Consider the following 22,535-nt stretch of genomic DNA (forward strand, 5'->3'; position numbering starts at 1 on the left):
TAACGTACGCCCGCGTGTGACGTAGGTCAACCGGGGCGCCGGCGGAGGCCCGTTTCTCCTTTCCGCCAGCTGTCCGGCGTCTCTCCGTAGACGCGTCGGAAAGCTCTGATGAATGTGGTGACGTCGAGAAATCCGCACCGATGGGCCACGGCCGTGACGCTGTCCGCCGGCCCCGGCCGTGCGAGCAGGCGACGCGCGGCGTCGAGTCGGATAGTGCGGAGACGAGCGGCGGGTGAGTCGCCGCGATCGGTGAAGATGCGGTCGAGGCGCCGGCGCGAGATGCCGTGATCACGCGCGACATCGTCGATCGTCAGGTCGGGCTGGGCATGATGTAGATCCAGGAAGGCGCAGGCGGCTGCGTAGATCGTGTCGTCGGGCAGCGGTCCGAGGTCGGTGAGCCTTGCGGCGGGGCGAAGTGCCAGACCGAGCAGATCGGTGGCGGTGTCCGCAAGTTGCCGGGGCACCGGGTCGGCACCGTACTGGCCGCCCTCGACCACGCCGGACAGAAAGTGTCGGAGCACGACCATGCCGGTCGACCCGGCGTCGATGGCGCGCGCGGTGAGATGGTGAAGACCATTGTGACCGAGTGGCATTCGATTTCGCGGCACGCTGAGCGTGAGCAGGGTGGACCGGGTCGGGAACCTGAGCGAATACTCGCGGTCGGCCTGACAGAGCATGCCGGTCCCCGGCGTCCCGTGTGCGACACGGCCATCCTGGCTGCCGATCGACCGGCCGGACAGCTGGACGTTGAACAGCAGGTCGTCTGACCCGTCGTCGCGAATTCGCGCACGTGTTCGATTGGCTGCCGATGAGTGGCACCTCACCCGTGCCACCTTTACATCCCCTACATCCCCGAGACGCACCAGACCGATTGACCCGGCGAAACTCGCGGGTGTGCGTGTGGACAGCGATACGAATGCTCGGCTGCACGCGTGGGCCCACTGGTGTGCATCCAGGGCCCGCAAGGTCTCCATGGAGGGACGGTAGGGCTCGTCGTGCGAAGGAACCAGCAGATGGTTCCGCCTGACTGAACCTCCCGTGGTGGTCATGCGTGGAATGCCGATTGAGCGGCGCCTGAAGCCGACGGTGATCGGCTCCCGGCCTCTTATGGTCCCGATTGACGTTCGTCGTAATTCGCCGGCGACTGTTCGTCGGTCCACAGAATCGGGAGACACCTATGACTAAGCCTGACTTCGCACTCGTCAATGCGCACGTACGCACGATGGACGGGCGCGGAACCATTGCCGACGGTGTACTTGTCCGCGACGGAAAGATAGCCATCGTTGGCGCGAATTTGGCGATCCGGCAGGCGGCCGGACAACACACCGACATAGTGGATGCCGGTGGCCGGACCGTCGTCCCCGGATTCATCGACAACCACAACCACCTGTCGGTGTCGGCCTTCGAACCGCTCGCGGTCGACTGTTCGGTTCCGCCAGGGACCGGTCTCGACGACATACTTGCCGCCATCGAAGCGCACTGTGCGAACGTCCCAGAAGGCCAGTGGGTCATGGGGATGGGCTTCCAGGCCCCATATGTCAGAGAGCGCCGGAACCCGAATCGCTACGAACTGGACGAGGTGGCACCGAACAATCCGTTCTTCCTCATCGACATGTCCTATCACGCGGGAGTCGCAAACAGTCGGGCACTCCGAGCAGTGGGAATCAGCGCGCACAGTCCACAACCCTGGGGTGGCGAGATCGTCATGGATGATTCGGGCGAACCGAACGGCGTCCTGATCGAGGCCGCCGCTAACCTCGTCCACACCGCCAACTGGGAGGCGCATGCAGACAAGGACCCGGACCTCGCGGTCGAGCTCTTCCGCTCCAAGATGCAGGAGTATCTCGGTGTCGGTCTGACCGCGATCGGAGATGCCTGCGTCACCGCCAAGGCGTCGGAACTGTATCGGAAGGCAGACCGCGCCGGAGCGCTCCCGCTGACCGTCGCCCAGATACACGCCGGCGACCACTTCTTCGCGATGCAGGACACACGACGGACGTCGGTCGTCGAACGGATTCTGGAGTCGGGCAGCACCATGTTGCGGAACGGGACGATGAAGATCTTCTACGATCGCGCATACCCCCAGCCTGCGGTGGACCAGATCCATGACGGTTGTACGAAGCACGTCGGCGCGACCTTCTACACCAAGCGCGAAATCGACCAGCTCGCCGTCTCGGCGGCACATCTCGGGATGGACACCGCCATCCACAGCATGGGCAACTGCGCCATCGACACCGTGCTCGACGCATATGAGGACGTTCGACGGCACGTCGGGGACGATCGGATTCTCCGTATCGAGCACGCATTCATCGCCGAACCGTCGCAGGCGAGCCGGATGGCGTCCCTGGGGGTCGAGGTCGTCGCGAACCCGGGAGTACTGCACTCGTGGGGCGAGGTGTTCCAGGACTGGCGAGGTGAGGGTCAGGACCAGCTGACCATGTTCCCAATGCGGACGTTCCTCGATGCCGGTGTCCGCGTGAGTATCGCCTCGGATTACCCATGTGCGGGGCTCGCGCCGGTCGAGCACATGTGGACGGCGGTCGCACGGAGCACGGTGTACGGCACGGGCATGCAGCCCGACGAGGCCATCAGCGCCGAAGAGGCTTTGCACTGCTACACCTCGGCGGCGGCGCGGGCGGCGGGTCGCGAGGACGAGGAGGGCACTATCGAGGTGGGCAAACGAGCGAATCTGCTTGTGTTGGATCGCGACATCGTCACGTGTCCGGTGGACGAGATCCGTGAGGCGCAGGTGGACCTCACCTGGGTCGACGGAACGCTGGTCCATGACCGCCTGGGAGGCGGCCATGCGGTGATCGGCATGCGCTGACCAGGTCGATCCGGGCGAGTTTTACGGACTGGAACCCGCTGATGGCCATCGGGCACATCGCCCGCGCACCATGGACCACCATGAGCGAGAATGCATCGGCGATCGCCCGCGGCGCGGTCGACCACCAGAGTGTCGCGGAAGCCGCTCGGCGACTGGAGTCGGCTCGGGCGACGATGACCCCGTGTGCGCCGGTCCGGGATCTGATCGGTGCCGCCGACATCGACGCGGCGTATGCCGTTCAGCGTCTGCAGGTCGACCGCTGGGTCGAGGCAGGACGCTCGATCGTCGGTCGCAAGATTGGGCTGACGTCGCCGGCGGTCCAGCAGCAACTCGGGGTCGATCGTCCGGACCTCGGGATGTTGATCGACGGCATGGGCCATGAGTCCGGTGCGATCCTCGACGCCGCACGTTTCCTGCAGCCGAAGGCCGAGGCGGAGGTCGCCTTCGTCCTCGGTCGCGATCTCGCCGATGGGGTGCTCGACGCCGATCAGATTCGGTCGGCCATCGACTATGCGGTCGCTGCGCTGGAGATCTGCGACAGCCGGATCGCGAACTGGGACATCACCTTCGGGGACACCGTGGCGGACAACGCCTCTGCGGGCGCCTATGTGCTGGGTGCCGAGCGGCTGTCTCTCGATCGGTTCGAACCCCGCGAGGTCGACATGGTCATGACGGTCGACGGCGTCGAGGTGTCCACCGGCCACGGATCGGCGTGTCTGGGCGACCCGTTGGCCGCGGTGCGATGGCTCGCCACCCAGTCACGCGACCTCGGAGCGCCGTTGCGCGCCGGCCAGGTCATCCTCTCTGGCGCACTGGGTCCGATGGCCGCGGTGCCCCCGGGTTCCACCGTCAAGGCGCGGATCTCCGGATTCGATCCGGTGACCGCAACATTCGCCGTACAGCAGTGATGACCACTCAATCAATGACAGTCCGCGACACGATCGGAACACAACTGTGAGCAAGTCGAAGGTGGCCATCATCGGATCGGGCAACATCGGCACCGACCTGATGATCAAGGTGATACGTACTGCCGGAGATCTCGAGATGGCAGCCATGGTCGGGATCGATCCGAACTCGGATGGGCTGGCACGCGCGGCCCGGCTGGGGGTTCGGACCACGGCCGAGGGTGTCGAGGGACTGATCGGAATGGACGTCTTCGACGAGATCGACATCGTGTTCGACGCCACCTCGGCGGGCGCCCACAAAGCGAACGCCGCGGCACTCGCACCACATGGCAAACGACTGATCGACCTCACCCCGGCCGCACTCGGTCCCTATGTGGTCCCACCGGTCAACCTCGACGAGCACCTCGATGCCGGGAACGTCAACATGGTGACCTGCGGGGGACAGGCGACGATCCCGATCGTCGCGGCCGTCTCCCAGGTGGTCGACGTCGAGTACGCCGAGATCGTCGCATCCATCGCATCGAAGTCGGCAGGTCCCGGCACGCGGGCCAACATCGACGAGTTCACGGAGACGACCTCGGCCGCCATCGAGGCCGTCGGCGGCGCAAAGCGTGGCAAGGCGATCATCATCCTGAACCCTGCCGAACCGCCGCTCATCATGCGCGACACCGTGTTCTGCCTTGTGGTGGCGCCGGACGAGGACACTCAGCAGAGGATTCGCGAATCCGTCGAGAGCATGGTCGGACGGGTGGCCACGTACGTGCCCGGATATGCCCTCAAGCAGAAGGTGCAGATTCAAGCGCTACCGGCAGATCAGCCGGTGCACACCCTTCTCGCCGACCCGGCCGGACCGCGGCCCACCCATCAGGTGTCGGTCTTCCTCGAGGTCGAAGGTGCTGCGCACTATCTCCCTGCCTACGCGGGGAATCTGGACATCATGACCTCGGCGGCACTGCAGGTCGCGCAGACCGTCCGCCGACGCTCCGACTCCGAGGCGGTGACCGCATGACCGTCATCTTCGTGCAGGATGTGACCTTGCGTGACGGGATGCACGCCGTGCGTCACCGTATCGAGTTGGACGACGTCCGGCGCATCGTGAAAGCTCTGGTCGCGGCCGGCGTCGACGCCATCGAGGTCGCCCATGGCGACGGGCTCGCGGGCGGGTCGGTGAATTACGGTCCCGGTTCGCACACCGACTGGGCCTGGATCGAAGCCGCGGCCGACGCGATCGGCGATGCGCATGACCGGGTCCGTCTGACGACGCTGTTGCTCCCCGGGGTCGGCACCGTCGAGGAACTGAAGCGCGCCTGGGATCTGGGCGTACGGTCCGTTCGGGTGGCCACGCACTGCACCGAGGCCGACGTCTCCGCCCAGCACATCGCGACCGCACGAGACATCGGGATGGACGTCTCCGGGTTCCTCATGATGAGTCACATGGCCGAACCCGCCGAACTGGCCGGGCAGGCCAAGCTGATGGAGTCCTACGGCGCCCAGTGCGTGTACGTCACCGACTCCGGCGGTCGCCTCACGATGGACGGCGTGCGCGACCGCGTCCGCGCCTACCGTGACGTTCTCGACGTCGGCACAGAGATCGGCATCCATGCCCACGAGAATCTGTCGCTGTCGGTGGCGAACTCTGTGGTGGCGGTCGAGAACGGCGTGTATCGCGTCGATGCCTCGCTCGCGGGTCACGGAGCGGGCGCAGGTAACTGTCCGATCGAGGCCTTCATAGCCGTTGCGAACATCCAGGGGTTCGAGCACGAGTGCGACCTGCTCACGCTTCAAGACGCCGCCGATGACATCGTTCGTCCGCTTCAGGACCGTCCCGTACGTGTCGATCGTGAGACCCTGACCCTTGGCTATGCAGGCGTCTACTCGAGCTTCCTCCGGCACGCCGAGTCCGCGGCCGAGCGGTACAGACTTGATGTCCGGCAGATCTTGATGGAATGTGGCCGTCGACAACTGGTGGGCGGGCAGGAAGACATGATCACCGACGTCGCGTTGTCCCTCGTGGAGACCGACACTGCAGCGACTGTCGCCTGAGGACGTTTCCGAAAGGAGTGCTGATGACCGATCGGCGGACTGCAAGAGTCGTCGTGGTGGAGCCCGACCCGTCCGACCCCCTCGAACGATTCCAGGAGTGGTTGGAGGCGGCGGGCATCGAGTTACGGACCGTCCGGCCAGACCGCGACGAGGTGCCGTCCGTGGCGGATGCCGATGGTGTCATCGTGCTCGGTGGGCCCATGAGCTCCAACGACAACGCGGACCATCCGTGGCTGGAAGACATCCGCGTGCTGCTGCGCGATGCGGTGGCGCGCGAGGTTCCGGTGCTGGGCATCTGTCTGGGCGCGCAGCTGCTCGCCCAGGCGGCGGGCGGCGAGGTGACGCGCGGCGAGAACGGCGTCGAAGCCGGCCTGATCGAGGTTCGGGTGCGTAACGAGGCTTCCGACGATGATCTCTTCGGAGCGCTCGACCGCTCGTTCACGGTCGCCAGCATGCACGGCGACATGATCAGCGAACTCCCCGAGGGGGCGTCGTGGCTGGGGTCCTCAGATGCGTACCGATTCCAGGCCTTTCGGTCCGGTTCCTGTGCGTGGGGTGTGCAGTTCCATCCGGAGATCTCGCCGCCCACCTATGAGAACTGGGTCGGCAAGTTCACCAGCGACGACCCAGAGGAGGTCCGTCGAGTAGAGGCCGGTATCGGTGAACTGCGCGCGGGCGACGCCCGTGCGGCGGTCTGGAGTCGTACGCTCGCCGACAGGTTCGCCGAACTCGTGCTGTTGCGCGCCACTTCCGGGACTGCCGTGTAGACGATGGCTGGAGACGCACCAGGTGTCGCGCCCCTTTCGGGGCACACGCCGTCCGCCGACGATCTCGATTACGGATCGATCGCGGCCGGCGCCCGCGTGCTTGGTGATACCTGGACTCTGCTGATTGTTCGCGAACTGCTCTGTGGTGCCACACGTTTCAACGACTTGCATCGAGGTCTGCCGTCGCTGTCGAAGTCGATTCTGTCCTCACGGCTCCGGGATCTGGAGCGTACGGGGGTCGTCGTCCGCCGAGCCATCGCCGCGAGTTCCTGGCACGAGTACCGCCTGACCCCCCTCGGGCTCGAGTTGCAGCCGGTCCTCGCTGCGATCGGTGAGTGGGCGGATGTCCGACAACAGGAATCAGCGGGCAGAGATGCCTGCGAGCTCCTCGGTGGACTTGCGCGCAGCGCCAGGCTGTCCGCGATCCCCCGGGGCAAGGTCTGCCTCGAGTTCGAGTTCCCGGAGACGCGCGGCTGGCTTCATCTGGAGGCACGGCACACGAGGGCGTGCGTGGATGTGGCCGAGCGCGACGTCGACCTGATCGTGGCGACCACTGTCGAGGTGCTCGACGATCTCTGGCGTGGGCGCCGCGAGTGCCGGAGCTCGATCGCCTTGGGTGACATCCGTTTTCGGGGACCGAGCGTGTTGGCGAATGGTTTTCGCACCTGGTTCGACAGGTCGACCGACGTCGCCAGCTGACGTCGCGGGTCGTCGGGTGGTACTGAATCGGGACTATCCGATCCCTCGCCATCCGGCTTTGACTGGAGCCAAGGACAAGTACGGCGCACGGAGGAGCAACCCATGACCCGACACGATCTCACCACCGAACTGATCGGTGGTCCCACGCTGCTGATCGAGGTCGGCGGACTCCGCATCATCACGGACCCGACCTTCGACGCCCCGCGCTCCTACCCCGAACCGTTCGAATCCGATGTTCCGCAGCCGCCGCGACCGCTACGCAAGACTACTGCTCCGGCTCGCTCCGCCGAGGACATCGGACGCGTAGATCTCGCACTGATCTCCCATGATCACCACGAAGACAATCTGGACCGTGCGGGTCGAGAGTTTCTCGCAACGGTCGGTCAGGTGCTGACCACCGGTCTCGGAGCCGAGCGGCTCGGCAACGGAGCCATCGGTCTCGACGACTACGCCACCCACACAGTCGATCTCCCCGCAGGTGGCTCCGTGACCGTGACCGGCGTCCCCGCCCACCACGGTCCCGAGGGTGTGTGGCAGGCAGTGGGTCCGGTCACCGGGTTCGTGCTGTCCGGCGATCTCCCGAGCACATACATCAGCGGTGACAACGCATCGCTGGATGTCGTGGACGAGATCGCGGCACGATTCCCGGACGTCGAGATCGCCATCGTCTTCGCGGGTGACCCCGGCTGGCCCGAACTCGCCGACGGGGCATGCGTCACCATGTCAGGCGAGACGTGCGTGGCCGTGTCCGACCGTTGGCCGGATGCCGTTGTCGTTCCGGTGCACTGCGATTCGTGGGACCACTTCCGCGAGGGTGTCGACGAGGTGCGGTCTGCGTTCGAGGCAGCCGGCAAGGCCGATCGACTGCACGTGTTGTCTGCCGGGACGAGTGAAGTGACGACCGCATGAACGACCACCGGCAAGGCGAGATGGCGTCCGTCAAGGATCGGAACAAGGCACTCGTCGAGGCCTTCTATGATGCGCTCACCCGGTCCGACTTCGAGGCGGTCGGCGAGATGTGCCACGAGGACTTCGTGTTCTACGGACAGATCGACACCCCTCGACCAGGTGCCTCCGGATTCATCGACGCGGAGCGGCGACACCTGGAGGTGTTCGCCGACCTCACGATGACCGTCGAGCGTCTCGTGGTCGAGGGGAACAGCGTGGCGGCGTACGTCGTCGTCGAGGGCGACCAGATCGGTGAGTACTATGGTGTGCCGCCACGCGGCAAGCACCTCCGGATGTCGATGTGCAACCTCCTGACCATCAAGGACGGCAAGGTGATCGAGAAACGGGCGCACTACGACCGCATGGATCACGTGCAGCAGCTGTCCTGAACACGAGCTCGCGCGGGTTAGCCAGCATCGAGAAGAAACCCGTGAACCAGTTTCACGTTCGGGTGAGACAGGCCGAACATGAACCCGGGGGCGGGCGGGTCTTCAGCGGGCCCGGTGGGTGCAGCAGCACTCTGCCTAGGAACGCCAATGCGTAGGGGCGTCCTCGCTCGGGTGGTGAGGACGAAAGCGCAGGGCGGAATGACAATTTGCGCACAGTGTTCCGACGGGTGGGACACCGCGGTTGCGCTCGATCCGTAGATTGGGGCGGGACATCAGGAAGACCCGCGACCGCGGTCTGTGCTCGTCGGGTTGGTCGAACACGGGGGCGCCGTACTCGGTTCCGGGACCGATCGGACAGTCGTGATCGAGGGCGAAGCGTGGGTGTGCTAGGCCGGCAACGAATTTGCGTTCAGCATCCGGTCAACCGCGACGATCGTGACCCTCCAACTCGACCGGCCGGTGATCTCGGCGGCGGACAAGTGTCAGGGTTCACGGGGCGCACGCCCGGCGGGTTCGTCGGAGTGTTGAACTGGCCGTCCTCGACTATTTCACGACGGGAGTTGTTGCAGCGTCGCGAACGGGGACACGACGAGGGTCTCCACTTACCGTCACGTCGCCGTGGATCTGCTGCTCCGGTCGCTACGAGCGGATGAACGTCAGGCGCCGGCCGTCGACGCGGCCCGAGCTACTCGGATATCCGTGCGTTCGTCTAACAGCACTGTGCGGAACCGGAACTTACGATGCAGCAGGTGGCCATGCGGTTCGGGGTATCGCTGCGCCACCTGGAATGCGCCTTCGCCCATCATGGCCAGTCGCCGGCGGCGCACCTGCGATCCCTGCGCATCGGACGCGCATGCGCGATCTTGGCTGTTGACCGAGAAGTGACTGTCGCGAAGGTGGCCGAACTGTGCGGCTTCCACGACGTCGCAACGTTCAGGCGCCTTTCGACGAGAAAGGGGCCGGCCTCCTGGTGCATGGCGACGACAGCATCATGGTGCGCACCCGCCACCGAACAGTGAGTGAGGCGGGTCATCGTACTCACGGTGCAGGCGGAGTCGTGGTCGTCACGCAGACCCAGTCCGGCACGGACGCCCAGTCGGGGGCATCCGTGCCGCGACAGTGCCTGAAGAAACTGTTGTACAGCGTGTTTCAAGCAGATACGGCGTTCTTGTCGAGCTGCTCGATGTGGTCGAGACGGTCATAGTGCGCCCGCTTTTCGACGAACTTGCCGTTGCGGACGGTGAACAGGTTGCACATCGACATGCGCAGGTGTCCCCCCTGTGGCGAGACGCCGTAGTACTCGGACTGCTGATCGCCTTCGAAAACGACGTAGGCCGCCACTCGATCGCCCTCCGCGACGGTGTCCACGGTCATCGAGAATCCCGGAAAGATGTCCAGATGCTTCTTCTCTGCCTCGATGAAGCCCGCTGCGCCGGTTCGCGGTGTGTCGATCTGGTTGTAGAAAACGAAGTCTGGGTGACACATGTCGCCGGCTTTGTCGTAGTCGCCGTCGACGAGCGCTTGATAGAACTCGCTGACGAGTTGCTTGTTGGCTTCGGGTGACATTGGCACGACCTCTCGTGTGGTGGGACGGGTGGTGGCTCATAGGCCGGAATCGGTGACTCCCGCGTCGTCGTCGACGAGCGCCTCGATCGCCGACTCGATGATGGGCGATCACACACGATGCCGAGCAAGTCCGGGGTTCCGCTCCGCGGAACCCGCCAGGCCGCATCGACAGAATGCCGGCCTCGCTGTTCCCGCGAGTGAAAGTGATTCGGTCCGTGCAAGTTACGTGACCGGTGGGTGAGTCCCGAAGTGGGAGTAAATGTGGCGGAAAAGGTTGACGTAGATCACATTGATCTTTAGGCTCACGGTTTAAACCAATTGCCTCACCGTGAGGCGCCCGGCCCCTCGGGGGCGGACAAGACGGTCCAGAAGACCGTGAAGGAGAACCGAGATGCTGTTCCTCGCACGTATGGAGACGAGCTTTCCCATCGACATTGACTCCGGCCTGAAAGACGAGATCCTGCGTCGCGAGAAGGCGTATGGGCAGGAGTTGCAGCAGAAGGGCAAGGTCGCCCACCTCTGGCGGGTCGTCGGTCCCCGCATGGCCAACCTGACGATGTTCGACGTCGAGTCGAACGAAGAGTTGCAGGACATCCTGGCCGGGCTGCCGATGCGTGCCTACATGGACATCGACGTGACCCTGATCGCGCGTCACCCATCGGTCGTCAACGCCGGCTGATGGTGTCGTCTACAGAGCGGGAGCAAGTATGAGAATCACCAGCGTCGAGGTGATCCGGCTGAATTCGGGACGGAGCCCGGTCCCGGGTGCTGCATGGCATCCGACCGTCGTCCGCGTGAACACCGATGAAGGCGTCAGTGGACTCGGTGAGATCGGGCTGGCCTACAGCCAGTCGCGGCACGGGTCGTTCGGCGCGGCGCAGGACTTCGCCGAACTTGTCGTCGGGCAGGATCCGATGGCTGCCGAGGCGCTGTGGGAGCGCATGTTCCGGGACAGTTTCTGGGGACTGGGAGGTGGCGGCTTCATCTTCGGTGCGATCTCGGCGATCGACATCGCGCTGTGGGACATTCGAGGAAAAGTCCTCGACGTCCCGGTGTATCAACTCCTGGGCGGCAAGACGAACACGCAGATGCGTTCGTATGCAAGCCAATTGCAGCTCGACTGGGGTGTCCCCTGTCATCCGCTGGTCGACCCGCGCGAGTATGGAGAAGCGGCCGGTAGGGCAATGGCGGAAGGATTCGACTGCATCAAGGTCAACCCGATCTTCTTCGGACCGACCGGTGAGTACTTCGACATCCGCTACACAGGGATGCTCGATCGGTCCCTGTTGAAGGCGGGGGTCGATCGCGTGAAGGCCATTCGAGAAGTCGGTGGTGACGATCTGGACATCATCATCGAACTCCACTCACTCACCGATGTGAACACGGCGGTGCAACTCGGCGGTGAACTCGAGGAGTTCCGCATCCTGTTCTGTGAGGAGCCGTCTCTTCCGCTCGATCCCAGTGGCGCGGCGTCGATTGCACGAAAGCTCCCCTTTCCGCTGTCGGGCGGCGAGCGTGTGTACGGCCGTTGGGGGTACAAACCCTACTTGCAGAGCGGTGCCCTCCGGATCATCCAGCCCGACGTCGGAAACTGCGGGGGTCTGACGGAAGCCAAGAAGATCTGCGATATGGCCCGCTCCTACGACGTCGCCGTTCAGGCACATGTGTGCGGAGGGCCGATCGCGGTGGCGGCAGCACTTCATCTGGAGGCAGCGATCCCGAATTTCGTGATCCATGAGCACCACGCCGCGGCCGCCATGCAAGAGAACATCGAGCTCGGCACCCATGATCACCGTCCGCGAGACGGAGTGATCGAAGTCCCCGAGTTGCCGGGGCTCGGCCAAGAGTTGAGCGCGGATGCGCTACGGCGCGCCGACATCATCACGGTCGCCTAGCGACCGGTATCGACAAGATTGCGAATGGAGTTCCGATGAAGTATCTGATTATCGGCGCGGGAGCGCTGGGTTCGTGCCTCGCCGGTTTCATGCACCGAGCAGGCAAAGACGTCACCCTGATCGCGCGGGGGGAGAAGCTCGAGATCATCCGCCGAGATGGCATCACCATCGAAACCGCAGATGGCCAGACGCTGATCGAACAGGTGAAAGCAGTGGCGGCGGAGGACTACGACGAGACCCCGGACGTGGTCGTCGTGTGCGTCAAGTCCTATTCGCTGGACTCAGCCTTCGCGCTGCTCGGCCGCGTGTGCGGGCCGAACACCGTCATCCTGTCGCTGATCAACGCACTCAATGTGGGCGACCGGATCGAAGCGGGGATGGATCGTGATGTGCAGATCGCCGAGGGTGTCGCCTATGTGGCGGTGGGACTGTCGTCGCCGGGTGTCGTGAAGCAGAAGCTGAACCTCTTCACGGTGGTCTTGGGGGCGCGGCACAAGCATCCGATGCCGGCCGGGGTCGAGCGCATCGCAGCCGATCTGACCGATGTCGGCCTCACCGTGGAGATCTCGGACGACATGCTCCGCAGCGGCCTGCGAAAGTTCATCCGGGTATCCACCCTGTCGGCGGCCGAGGTGTACTACGACGGTTATGCCGGCGACGTCCGGGGAAGTTCCGAGTCCATGCAGTATCTCCGCGATCTCGGCAACGAGTTGATGCAGATCGGTGACGCCGCCGGTGTGCCGGTACCCGGCGACCCGGTAGCGGAGCTCGTCGAGGCCGTCACCAACGTCGACGCGGATTACGCCACCTCGTTGATGGTCGACCACAAGAACGGCAATGAGACCGAGTACGAGTCTCAGTTCTACGACGTCTACGCATTGGGGCGTGCGTACGGACTCCCGATGGAGGCATACGAACGAGTCCTCCGCGCGATCGGGTACCCCGGGCTTCCGGAGGGGTGACTCAGCGCCGACCAGCTGCACCACTGACGGCCCGTGAGATCCACAGAATACTCACCGGGTCGAGCCATCCGTTCGCCTCGTTCTGACCGAGGTGAACGGGACCGAACCGCCTTTCTGACCAGTACACACCTCGTGGAGCGAAGTGATGACCCAACTCAGTTCTGAAGTCCCGCAGAGAAATATACACCCGGTGAGTCCGCAGTACAGCCGGCGGCGAGCCTGGGCGATCGTCGTGATGCTCTTCTTCTTGCTGATCATCAATTTCGCGGACAAGGCGATACTCGGCCTGGCGGCGGAACCGATCATGCGGGATCTCGACCTGGATGCGTCCCAGTTTGGCCTGCTGGGCAGCGCGTTCTTCTTGGTGTTCGGAATCGCGGCAGTGGCAGGCGGTTTCATCGGGGATCGGGTCCAGTCGCGCTGGCTGCTGTTCGGGATGGCCCTGCTCTGGTCGGTGAGCCTCGCGCCCATGATGGGCATGGTGAGCTTTGCCGTCCTGTTCGCGTGCCGGGTGCTGCTCGGGTTCGGGGAGGGGCCGATCGTGCCCATCGCTCAGCACGCCGCCCACAAATGGTTCGACAACAAGAACCGGAACCTGGTGACGGGCATCATCCAGTCCGGCGCCACGGTCGGAGTGGTGGTCGGGTCACCATTGCTGACGTGGCTCATCGTCTCTCGCAGTTGGCATTTCGCATTCGGATTCATGTTCGTCATCGGATTGGTCTGGGCGGTGGTGTGGCTGATCGTAGGGCGGGAAGGGCCCGCTGATGTCCGCGCGCTGGACTCCAGCATGCCCAAGGCGGCCGAGGCGAGCCCTTCGGGGCCGGTGGTGCCGTATCGCACGATTTTTCGTAGTGGCACCTGGATTGCCTGCGTCATCGGGTTCTTCGTCGTCCAATGGGTGGTCGGGGTTCTGACCACGTGGTTGCCCAGCTACCTCTCCGACCTCGACTACAACGCCGGGCAGGTCGGTCTGCTCAACACCCTGCCGTGGATCGTCATGGGTGTGCTCTTCGTGGTCCAGCCGCTGTTGAGCCGCCGTCTGTTGGCCCGTGGCCTCAGCAGTCGGGCAAGCCGGGGACTCGTCGCAGCGACGTTCCTGCTCATCTCCGGCCTGTGCATGGTTGTCTTCCCACTCACCGGCGGGATCGCGCAGCTTGCACTCATCACCGTCGCATTCAGCTTCTGTCAGGTGATGGCGGTGGTCGGGCCGGCAGTGATCTCGGAGATCACTCCCACCAGCCGGCGGGCGGGAGCGCTCGGACTATGCGTCGGACCGGGAAGTTTCGGTGCGGTGTTCAGTCCTGCGGTGACGGGCTGGCTCGTCGACCGGGCCGACAACCCGGTCGACGGCTTCCGCCTGGCGTTCCTGCTGACTGCCGGATTCGTGTTTCTCGCCGCGATCCTCATCGCGTGGCTGGTCCGGCCCGAACGTGACCGGCGGATCATCGAGTCGGAGGCCCGTCCCGCACCCACGGCTTAGAGGTCGCACACGTCCGGGTTGCGTCGCAGGTCGGCGTCGGCAAGAACTGTGAAAGGATCAAAGGACTGATCTGTGAACGAAATCGGTGACGGTGGCCTGCGGGTCACCGTCACCGCGACGCGCTGGAGTATGTGATGTCCGTCCCTAAGCCGACCCTTCGGCGGGTCAAGGTGGCACCTGTCCACGAATTGGTTCTCGAGGAGTTGCGGCGGGCGGTCGAGGTCTGGGCCTACCGTCCCGGCGACACCCTCCCGACCGAACGTGACCTCGCCGAGATCCTGGGTGTCTCGCGGAACACCATCCGGACCGCGACGGCGATCCTCGAGAGCGACGGGTTCCTCTCGGTCAGGCGGGGCCGGGGCGGAGGCTACGTGGTTCAGGACCCCACCGAGGGGCACGATCTCAGCGACGAGATCCGACGGAACCCGGGGGTGGTTCGTGACGCGTGGGAGTTTCGATCGGCCATCGAGATCGGATCGGCTCGGTTGGCGGCAGAGCGGCGGACCGATTCCGACCTCGACGGGTTGAAGTCGGTGTTGGCGGAGATGGATGCGCACTTCGCGGCTTACAAGACCGATCAGACGCTCGAAGGTGCGCGTCTGATCCAGGCATTCGATTCCGAGTTCCATCTGCTGATCGCCCGCGCGACGGGAAATGACTTCATCGTCGATGGCGTGACGGAGGCCAGGCGCAGACTGTGGGTGGCCTTCAGCTCGTATCTCACACGCCTCGACGACGCAGGACACGTCGGCCACCAACGGATCGTGGATGCGATCGAGGACCGCGACGGGGACGCCGCGGCCCGCCACATGAGCGAACACATCGAGGCCGGACGACTGATCTTCGAGGCGTGGCTCGGCGAATCGTCGGACGAGTTGGCCGAGACCCCGCGTCAACCGACCACCCGTGGCCGCCGGACACGTGACCGGATGGGTGTGGCCGGACGATGACGACAGTTTCGGTCGGTGCAAGAACCCGAGGGCACGACGGTCCACTGCCGACCGTCGTGCCCTCGAGCTCCGGTTCCTACTCGGCCAGCGCGCTGACCAGGTGCTGAACCCTCTCCGTGAGGAATGCGGCGTGTTCGGGACCCGGTTGCTGAGCACGGAAGAACTCGAGGAGCGGATCCTCATGGGACGTGCGGACGTCGCAGAGTTCCTCGAGCACGGCGTGTCCGCAGACCGGTACATACGCCTCGGAGTATCCGCCCTCGTGCACGAACACGAGTCGGCCCGCGCACAGCCGGCCGGCCACATCCTTCATCATTGCGGTCATTTCACGGAATGTCTCGCTGTGCAGCATCATTCGAGCCATCGAGTCGGCGGAGTTCGCATCGAAACCGCAGGCGATCACGATGAGATCGGGAGCGAACTCGTCGAGCGCAGGGACGACGATGTCGCGCATCACCTGTAGATAGGTGTCATGGCCGCTACCGGCTGGGAGCGGGATGTTGAGGTTCGCACCGACGCCGTCACCGATCCCGCGATCCTCGAAACCGCTGTAACCGGGCGGGTAGCAGTTCTCCTGGTGTACCGAGATGGTCAGGACATCCGCCCGATCCTCGAAAACCGCCTGGGTTCCGTTGCCGTGGTGGACATCCCAGTCGACGACTGCGACCTTGCCGAGGCCGTGCCTGGCCTTGGCCGTCTCGATGGCGATCGGGATGTTGGCCAGCAGGCACGTCCCCATTCCCTTGTCCGGCAGGCAATGATGCCCGGGAGGACGTGAAAGGGCGTATGAACGGTCCGAGCGACCCGTCACGACCGCGTCGACCGCTTCGATGACAAGTCCCGCAGACAGTTTCGCGATCTCGTACGAGCCCGGTCCGACCGGCGCGAAGTCACCCATGTCACCGTGTCCGAGTTCGCTGTACTCGCGGAACTTCGCAAGGTAGTGCTCGGGATGAACGCGCAGCAGGTCCGCCTCGTCGGCGGGCTCGGCGCTCGACACGACCATCTCCTTCGCGAGTCCGGTGACCATGATGAGGTTGCGCAGGCGGCGCTTGGTCTCGGGACTCTCGACGAATCCGCCGGCGACCAACGGCTGCACGTTGCCTCCCACCGGGAGCAGGAACGCGTAGTTCCCTCCTGCGTGCCAGAAGGTCTGTTCGTCGGTCAGGAACGTGAGTTTTGTTGCCATGGGTATTGCGTCTCCTTCGCAGGCAGTCATTGACGCACAGCGCGTCCGATGACCGCGCATGCACTGCGAGGTTAAGCGCGGGAGACCTGGGTCACTACGGCAACTGTTCCGCCTGTTGGAACCGCCGCGCACTGCTGTTCGTCCCGGACGGGTCCGGTTCACGTTCGACGGCGTCAGGTTCCGCTACGGCGTTCGCGCCGGTCCCCGGATTCGAGATCGCGGGTGCGAACTTCGTCGGACAGGGTCTCGGCGCTGAGGCTCAATGCTGACACGACCGCTGCGACGAACAGAACGCACGCCCCGACGATCAGCGCCCGCCATAGCCATCCACCAGGCTCCGCGGACCGGGATCGTCGGCGCCGGCGGTGACCGTCGCGGCAACCCCGGCGAGGAGTGCGAGACCGAGGGCTACACCGATTTGCTGGGCCGAGTTCAGCAGGGCCGACGCGATTCCCGCTCGGTCTGCCTCGACGCCGTACCCAGCGGCCTGGGTGAGCGCGATCGTGCCGAGTCCGAATCCGAAGGCGATGAGCACCATCGCCGGAGCCATCAGTGTCCAGTAGTCGGTCGCCACGTCGAGCTGCGAGAACCACAGCACTCCGCCCGCGCTCAGCAACGCGCCCGACGCCGCGACGTAGCGGGGACCGGTGCGCAACAGCAGCTTCGGAGCGACGCCGGCGCCGAGGACGATGCCGACGGCGAACGGCAGCCACGACATCCCCGTGACCAGCGGGCTGTAACCTGCGACCTGCTGCATGTAGAGGGTCACGACATAGAAGGTGCCCATCGGGCCGATGGCCAACCCCAGCATGGCCAGGTAGGCGCCCGCCCTGTTGCGATCCTCGAACAGCGTCAACGGGACGAGCGGGCTCGGACTGCGGCGCTGATTCAGGACAAAGGCCACCAGCAGCACCATCGCGGCGACGAGGAGGACGTAGGCGATCGGGTCAGCGGCCCCGGCCTCGCCGAAGCGTGTGATCGCGTAGACGAGCAAGGCCATCCCGGCGGTGCCGAGGACCGCGTCGAGTCGTCCGTCTTGCGGCGTGGCCGAAGTGAGGGTTCGGGTACCCGCGAGCACGAGAAGTCCGATCGGGATGTTGATGAAGAAGACCCACCGCCAGTCGAGCACATCGGTCAGCAACCCGCCGAGCAGAAGACCGACGATGATGCCGAGACCCGACATCGCCCCGTACAGCGACAGTGCCTGGTCGCGCATCTTCCGTTCGGAGAACGAGGTCGCGATCAGTGCCAGCGCGTTGGGGGCTGCCAACGCCGCGCCCACCCCCTGGACGGCTCGCGCGGCGACCAGCATCTCCACGTTCATCGCCAGCCCGCCGACGAGCGATGCGAGGACGAACAATGCAATCCCCACCTGCAGCGTTCGTTTGCGTCCCCGCAGGTCACCGATGCGCCCCCCGAGCAGCAACAGTGCTCCGAAGGTGAGGATGTAGGCGTTGACCACCCACGGCAGCAGCGCGGGGGCGACGTCGAGTTCGCCCTGGATGCTGGGCAGGGCGATGTTCACGATCGAGTCGTCGAGCACCGCCATCAGCTGCGCCGATGCGATGACGATCAACGGTATGAGCCTCCCGCTGCTCTTCGGGGTATCAGGCGTCATCTCTGTCGGTCCTTCTCGAGGCCGGTCGCACTCGTGACCGTAGCCGGTCGGTCGTCGGTGCCGGCTCATATACATCTACCCAGTAGGGGTATCGACACACGATAGGTCGCGATCGGAAGGCGTGCAAGAGTGGGTCCGGTTAAGCGCTCTCGTCTGCGGGCGACGGCTGCTCGTGGCGCCAGGCGCTCGGGGTCACCCCGTGCGTCCGACGGAAGGCCCGGATGAAGGTGTTGACGTCGCCGAAGCCCACGCGGTGCGCGACCGAGGAGATCGTGGAGGTTCGATCCGTCAGCATGAGATGCTCGGCTCGTTCGAGACGGATGCGGCGGAGGTAACTCGCCGGGGTCTCGCCCTGGCGGCCGAACAGCAGATCCAGGTAGCGACGCGAGATGCCGTGCCGGCGCGCGAGGTCATCGAACGACAGGCCGGGGTCATGCGACTCGCGTCGGATGCGGGCACTCAACGCCACCACCAGTGCTTCACCGTTCAGCTGGGTTGACGGCTTGGTGGTCATGGGCCGGAGCGCAGCCGACAGCAGCCCGATCGCTGCCTCGGCAACCTCGTGCTCCTGGTCCGGGGCGAAGGCGTCGGTTTCGAGAACCCCGATGAGCAGATGGCGAAGGACTGTCACGGCCGAATCGCCGGCCTCGATGGATCGGGCGGTGGCCTCACGGATTCCGGCGGCGTGGATTGCGAGCCGGTCGCGAGGGACCTGCAGCACGATCTCCGACATCGGGCGGTCGAAGCGCAACTCGTATTCACGGTCGGCTTCGTAGAAGGCAGCGGCACCGCGTCTCAGTTGTGCGGTGCGACCCGCTTGCGAGACCAGGCCATCGCCCTCCACCTGGACCGACAGCAGTAGGTCGTCGCGTGGCTCACGCGCGATGAGCCGCGATGATCTGCGGACCACCGACCGGGTGCAACGTACACGCGAGACCCCCAGATCGCCGACGACCCGGTGGTCGATCTCGCCGCGAAACGTGTCATCGCCGACCGCGCGTAGCGGGACGAAGCTGTCACTGCACAGCTGCGACCACTCCTCGATCCCTGTCGCGCGGAGACTTGTCATGGCAGCCATCGTAGGCCGTCGTCGCAAAAAACCGACCAAACGGTTCAAAAATAGTCGATCGATCGTGCTGGCAATGCCTACGGACGTCGGCTGTGACGCACCTAACGTTGCTGCCACCAACAAAGAATGGAGTCTCGATGACCACCGACTATTCCGGCACGTTCAAGGCAGCGGTGACCCAGGCCGAACCGGTGTGGTTCGACCTCTCGGCCACCGTCGACAAGACCATTGCGCTCGTCGAAGAGGCGTCCCGGGCCGGCGCCGATCTGATCGCGTTCCCGGAGACCTGGATACCGGGGTACCCGTGGTTCCTGTGGCTTGACTCGGTGGCCTGGCAGAGCCAGTACTTCATCCGGTATCCGCAGAACTCGCTCGATCTCGACGGCAGCGAGTTCGCGGCGATCAGGGAAGCCGCACGAAAGAACGACATCGCGATCACCATGGGATTTAGTGAGCGCGGTCATGGTTCGCTGTACATGGGCCAGGCGGTCATCGAGCGTGACGGGGTCGTCGTACGCACACGCCGCAAACTGAAGCCGACCCACGTCGAGCGGACCCTGTTCGGTGAGGGTGATGGTTCCGATCTGGTCGTGGACCAGACCAGTCTCGGCCGAGTCGGGTCGCTGTGCTGTTGGGAACATCTGCAGCCGTTGACCAAGTACGCCATGTACTCGCAGCACGAGCAGATTCACATCGCCGCATGGCCCAGCTTCTCGATCTTCCCGGGCGCGGTGTATGCGCTCGGGCCCGAGGTCAACACCGCGGCCTCTCAGCAATACGCCGTAGAAGGGCAGACCTACGTTCTCGCTCCATGCGCGGTCATCGGCGATGCAGGTTGGGAGGCGTTTGCCGATACCGAGGAGAAGCGACAGCTCATCCACAAAGGAGGCGGATATGCCCGTATCTACGGTCCCGACGGTCGTTCACTCGCGGAACCGCTCGCGCCCAATGACGAGGGAATCCTGTACGCGGACATCGATCTGTCTGCGATTCTGGCCGCAAAGAACCCGGCGGACCCGGTTGGGCACTACTCGCGTCCGGACGTACTGCGTCTCGGATTCAACAAAGCGCCTCAGCCGAAGGTCAACATCTTGGGAACGGAGCCGCCGTCGGACGACGTCGACGCAGTGCCGACCGACGACGATTCGGAGGTCATGGCGGTTTCCTGAGTGACAAGGTGCTGGCGACCGCCGCCGGAATGGCGCAAAATCATCAGTAATGGGCGATTGCGCCACTCGTGCGCCCACGCGTACGGCGCCACAATTGCTATACATGCACTCGAACGACTCTGCTCGGGTGTATCCCGACCGGAAGGATCTCAACCCCATGCCCGCTCCGAAGCGCGCACTCATCGTGATCGACGTCCAGAACGATTACTTCGCAGGACCCATGCAGGTCCAGTACCCACCGCGCGATGACTCGCTGAACAACATCATCGCGGCCATCGACGCCGCCACGGCCGCAGGTCTCCCCGTTGTGGCGCTGCAGCACACTTTTCCGGCCGACTTCCCCGTGTTCGCGGACGGCTCCGACGGTTGGAAACTCCATCCGCAAGTTCAGGAACGTGTGTCTCCGGAGTGGAAGATGGCCACGAAGCAGACCGGTAGCGTCTTCGGTGGCACGGATGTAGTTCAGTGGCTTTCGGCTAAGGGGGTCGACACAATCACACTCGTGGGTTATATGACAAACAACTGCGTGATCGCGACCGCGGCTCATGCAGAAACCCTTGGTCTTGCAGTTGAAGTTCTGTCGGATTCGACAGGCGCGATCAACCTGGCCAACGAGGCAGGCTCAGTGTCTGCCGAACAACTGCACACCACCCTCATGGTGCTGCTTAACTCGAACTTCGCCGCAGTGGGAACCACGGCCGCCTGGGGCGATGCGCTCACCGCAAGTACACCGCTGGGAAAGGACAACCTAGTGGCCTCGGCGGTTGCGGGTGCACAGGCTTACAGCTGAGGCACGCGCGCCGCGCCGACCGGTCCGTCGCGGGGCGCGGTCCATCTAATGTCTGCGGTACCGCGGCGCAAATCGAGCGATTGTCGTTTCGGTGACGGACAACACCCGATCGTCGATGATGCTGTCACGTCATCGATGTTGCGGGCCCAACCGGCATCGGCGCCATACCCAGAACCTCGCCAGCTGCTTGCCGACCTGGCGAGGTTCGATGCGCCAGATGGAGATGCCACCGGCAGTACCGACAACAACGTAATGTCGAACCACCCTGCCTGCCTACGTGATTGCGGGCTAGTCGTCGCGGTGCCAGAGGGTCGCCGGTCCCGGTACGAGGTGGCCGACAGCTAGTTCGGGCACCTCCCTCGACGACTTGATGCTGGTGCTGGCGGTCGATCCGGCGTGTTGCCGGCCTCGAGCGAGCAGGCTTCTCAGGTGACCTCCGAGCACGGCTTATCGTCGGTGACGGATGACCATCAATAATGCGCGTCGAGAGTTGTTGCAGGATCGCGTTCGATGGGTCGTCGCGACTACCATTGCCTACAACGCGGCGATCGCATCCCGTGAAAGCATCACCGCACGAAAGGCCGACGCCTGCGGCAAACCGGGCACTGCCCAACGTGCCGGCGGAACCGGCGAGTGTCGCTGCCGTAAGCTCAGCGATCCGAGGTGAGGCGTACGCTGATGGCGCTCCCCGCGCTGCTGTCGTTGAGTCCGATGATGGTCGCGGTCTTGCGTTTCGCCTCCTAGTTGGCGGCGATGGCGTCGAGGTGGCGACCGTGGAGACATCCCAGACGTCGGACTCGCTCTGGTCATCGCGCATCCGTCCACACCGCCGAAAAAGCTGGTGACGACGTTAACGTGCGGGAAGGGTTCGTGGCCACTCGGCCATGGACCTGCTCAGCCGTTATGGAACCGGAGGCTCAATGTAGGTCGGCCAGTTCTCCGGAGAGTCGACGATGGTGGGCAAGGTTGGCGCCGCCGAGTCCGAGGATGACGGCCGCTTTCCTTTCCTGGCGCTTTGTCTGGATGGGTTGAGGTGGCCGCAGTGGTGGAGGCGTCGCACATGTCGGCGTCGGTGAAGCCGATGCGGACACGCTTAGTTGACACCAAATAGGCGGGGGACAAGTGGCGCGCTTACTTCACTAGCTGTAACTCTTGGGGAGGTTGTGAACGGCGTGGTTCCGGTCAACAGGTGAGGGCCTCCGGTATCGATGTGGTTACCACACACACGCCGATCACCAAGAGGCCCTCATGACCCACCGTAATGCT

22 protein-coding genes and 1 pseudogene are annotated in these 22,535 nt (G+C 64.6%); 18 read left to right on the forward strand and 5 right to left on the reverse strand.

All coding sequences use genetic code 11. The features are described 5' to 3' along the window. Positions 1–26: 26 nt before the first annotated feature. Positions 27–1,049, reverse strand: a complete 1,023-nt coding sequence (locus tag MHN80_RS11435; RefSeq protein WP_308219775.1) for an AraC family transcriptional regulator — start codon at positions 1,047–1,049, stop codon at positions 27–29. A 128-nt stretch (positions 1,050–1,177) separates the two neighbouring features. Here MHN80_RS11435 and MHN80_RS11440 point away from each other — a divergent pair, with 128 nt between their 5' ends. From MHN80_RS11440 to MHN80_RS25920, 9 genes are all read left to right on the forward strand, one after another. After that, the gene (locus tag MHN80_RS11440) at positions 1,178–2,827 is read left to right on the forward strand and encodes an amidohydrolase (RefSeq protein ID WP_239401710.1); all 1,650 of its coding nucleotides are present in this window, start codon (positions 1,178–1,180) and stop codon (positions 2,825–2,827) included. 80 nt (positions 2,828–2,907) lie between these two features. Beyond that, positions 2,908–3,735, forward strand: a complete 828-nt coding sequence (locus tag MHN80_RS11445) for a 2-keto-4-pentenoate hydratase (RefSeq protein ID WP_239401712.1) — start codon at positions 2,908–2,910, stop codon at positions 3,733–3,735. 46 nt (positions 3,736–3,781) lie between these two features. After that, positions 3,782–4,741 carry an acetaldehyde dehydrogenase (acetylating) gene (locus MHN80_RS11450; RefSeq protein WP_239401714.1) on the forward strand — a complete coding sequence of 320 codons (960 nt, stop codon included), beginning with the start codon at positions 3,782–3,784 and terminating at the stop codon, positions 4,739–4,741. Next, positions 4,738–5,775 carry a 4-hydroxy-2-oxovalerate aldolase gene (gene dmpG / locus MHN80_RS11455; protein WP_239401716.1) on the forward strand — a complete coding sequence of 346 codons (1,038 nt, stop codon included), beginning with the start codon at positions 4,738–4,740 and terminating at the stop codon, positions 5,773–5,775. Before MHN80_RS11450 ends, dmpG begins: the two co-directional genes overlap by 4 nt. A gap of 23 nt (positions 5,776–5,798) precedes the next feature. Then, positions 5,799–6,542 carry a type 1 glutamine amidotransferase gene (locus MHN80_RS11460; RefSeq protein ID WP_239401718.1) on the forward strand — a complete coding sequence of 248 codons (744 nt, stop codon included), beginning with the start codon at positions 5,799–5,801 and terminating at the stop codon, positions 6,540–6,542. Positions 6,543–6,545: 3 nt separating this feature from the next. Beyond that, a complete protein-coding gene (locus tag MHN80_RS11465; protein WP_239401720.1) occupies positions 6,546–7,241 on the forward strand; it encodes a helix-turn-helix domain-containing protein in 696 nt (231 codons plus the stop codon). Positions 7,242–7,343: 102 nt separating this feature from the next. Further along, positions 7,344–8,150, forward strand: coding sequence for an MBL fold metallo-hydrolase (locus MHN80_RS11470; RefSeq protein WP_239401722.1), 807 nt, complete (start codon positions 7,344–7,346; stop codon positions 8,148–8,150). Continuing rightward, a complete protein-coding gene (locus tag MHN80_RS11475) occupies positions 8,147–8,578 on the forward strand; it encodes an ester cyclase (protein ID WP_239401724.1) in 432 nt (143 codons plus the stop codon). The genes MHN80_RS11470 and MHN80_RS11475 overlap by 4 nt, the downstream gene beginning before the upstream one ends. A gap of 755 nt (positions 8,579–9,333) precedes the next feature. Beyond that, positions 9,334–9,597 (forward strand): helix-turn-helix domain-containing protein, encoded by a 264-nt coding sequence (locus MHN80_RS25920; RefSeq protein WP_374206344.1) that lies wholly within the window; start codon positions 9,334–9,336, stop codon positions 9,595–9,597. 130 nt (positions 9,598–9,727) lie between these two features. Here the strand turns inward: MHN80_RS25920 and MHN80_RS11485 are convergent, their stop codons facing one another. After that, positions 9,728–10,144 (reverse strand): ester cyclase, encoded by a 417-nt coding sequence (locus tag MHN80_RS11485; RefSeq protein WP_239401728.1) that lies wholly within the window; start codon positions 10,142–10,144, stop codon positions 9,728–9,730. 391 nt (positions 10,145–10,535) lie between these two features. Here MHN80_RS11485 and MHN80_RS11490 point away from each other — a divergent pair, with 391 nt between their 5' ends. From MHN80_RS11490 to MHN80_RS11510, 5 genes are all read left to right on the forward strand, one after another. Continuing rightward, complete coding sequence (locus MHN80_RS11490; RefSeq protein WP_239401730.1) at positions 10,536–10,823, forward strand: muconolactone Delta-isomerase family protein; 288 nt, start codon at positions 10,536–10,538, stop codon at positions 10,821–10,823. Positions 10,824–10,851: 28 nt separating this feature from the next. Continuing rightward, positions 10,852–12,039: a mandelate racemase/muconate lactonizing enzyme family protein gene (locus MHN80_RS11495; RefSeq protein WP_239401732.1), complete on the forward strand. Its 1,188-nt coding sequence runs from the start codon at positions 10,852–10,854 to the stop codon at positions 12,037–12,039. Positions 12,040–12,074: 35 nt separating this feature from the next. Further along, positions 12,075–13,001 (forward strand): ketopantoate reductase family protein, encoded by a 927-nt coding sequence (locus MHN80_RS11500; protein WP_239401734.1) that lies wholly within the window; start codon positions 12,075–12,077, stop codon positions 12,999–13,001. A gap of 190 nt (positions 13,002–13,191) precedes the next feature. Next, a complete protein-coding gene (locus MHN80_RS11505; RefSeq protein WP_239401736.1) occupies positions 13,192–14,484 on the forward strand; it encodes an MFS transporter in 1,293 nt (430 codons plus the stop codon). Between the two features lie 134 nt (positions 14,485–14,618). Continuing rightward, entirely contained in the window at positions 14,619–15,434 is an 816-nt protein-coding gene (locus tag MHN80_RS11510; RefSeq protein WP_239401738.1) for a FadR/GntR family transcriptional regulator, read from the forward strand. 76 nt (positions 15,435–15,510) lie between these two features. On the opposite strand, the gene MHN80_RS11515 is transcribed toward MHN80_RS11510, so the two are convergent. The 3 genes from MHN80_RS11515 to MHN80_RS11525 all read right to left on the reverse strand — a co-directional run bounded on the left by MHN80_RS11515 (position 15,511) and on the right by MHN80_RS11525 (position 19,310). Next, positions 15,511–16,623 carry a class II histone deacetylase gene (locus MHN80_RS11515; RefSeq protein WP_239401740.1) on the reverse strand — a complete coding sequence of 371 codons (1,113 nt, stop codon included), beginning with the start codon at positions 16,621–16,623 and terminating at the stop codon, positions 15,511–15,513. Between the two features lie 307 nt (positions 16,624–16,930). Continuing rightward, positions 16,931–18,241 carry an MFS transporter gene (locus tag MHN80_RS11520; RefSeq protein ID WP_239401742.1) on the reverse strand — a complete coding sequence of 437 codons (1,311 nt, stop codon included), beginning with the start codon at positions 18,239–18,241 and terminating at the stop codon, positions 16,931–16,933. Between the two features lie 139 nt (positions 18,242–18,380). Continuing rightward, on the reverse strand, positions 18,381–19,310 hold the full coding sequence (locus tag MHN80_RS11525) for a helix-turn-helix domain-containing protein (protein WP_239401744.1): 930 nt from the start codon (positions 19,308–19,310) through the stop codon (positions 18,381–18,383). A 137-nt stretch (positions 19,311–19,447) separates the two neighbouring features. Between MHN80_RS11525 and MHN80_RS11530 the strand changes: the two genes are divergently transcribed. From MHN80_RS11530 to MHN80_RS11545, 4 genes and pseudogenes are all read left to right on the forward strand, one after another. Further along, positions 19,448–20,479: a carbon-nitrogen hydrolase family protein gene (locus MHN80_RS11530; RefSeq protein ID WP_239401746.1), complete on the forward strand. Its 1,032-nt coding sequence runs from the start codon at positions 19,448–19,450 to the stop codon at positions 20,477–20,479. Between the two features lie 157 nt (positions 20,480–20,636). Then, positions 20,637–21,269 carry an isochorismatase family protein gene (locus MHN80_RS11535; RefSeq protein WP_239401748.1) on the forward strand — a complete coding sequence of 211 codons (633 nt, stop codon included), beginning with the start codon at positions 20,637–20,639 and terminating at the stop codon, positions 21,267–21,269. 48 nt (positions 21,270–21,317) lie between these two features. Beyond that, positions 21,318–21,702 (forward strand): annotated as a pseudogene (locus tag MHN80_RS25925) (transcriptional regulator). Positions 21,703–21,732: 30 nt separating this feature from the next. Then, entirely contained in the window at positions 21,733–21,936 is a 204-nt protein-coding gene (locus MHN80_RS11545) for a hypothetical protein (protein ID WP_239401750.1), read from the forward strand. Positions 21,937–22,535: the final 599 nt, after the last annotated feature.

The organism is Gordonia sp. McavH-238-E, assembly GCF_022348225.1.
GTDB classification, from domain to species: Bacteria; Actinomycetota; Actinomycetes; order Mycobacteriales; family Mycobacteriaceae; genus Gordonia; species Gordonia terrae.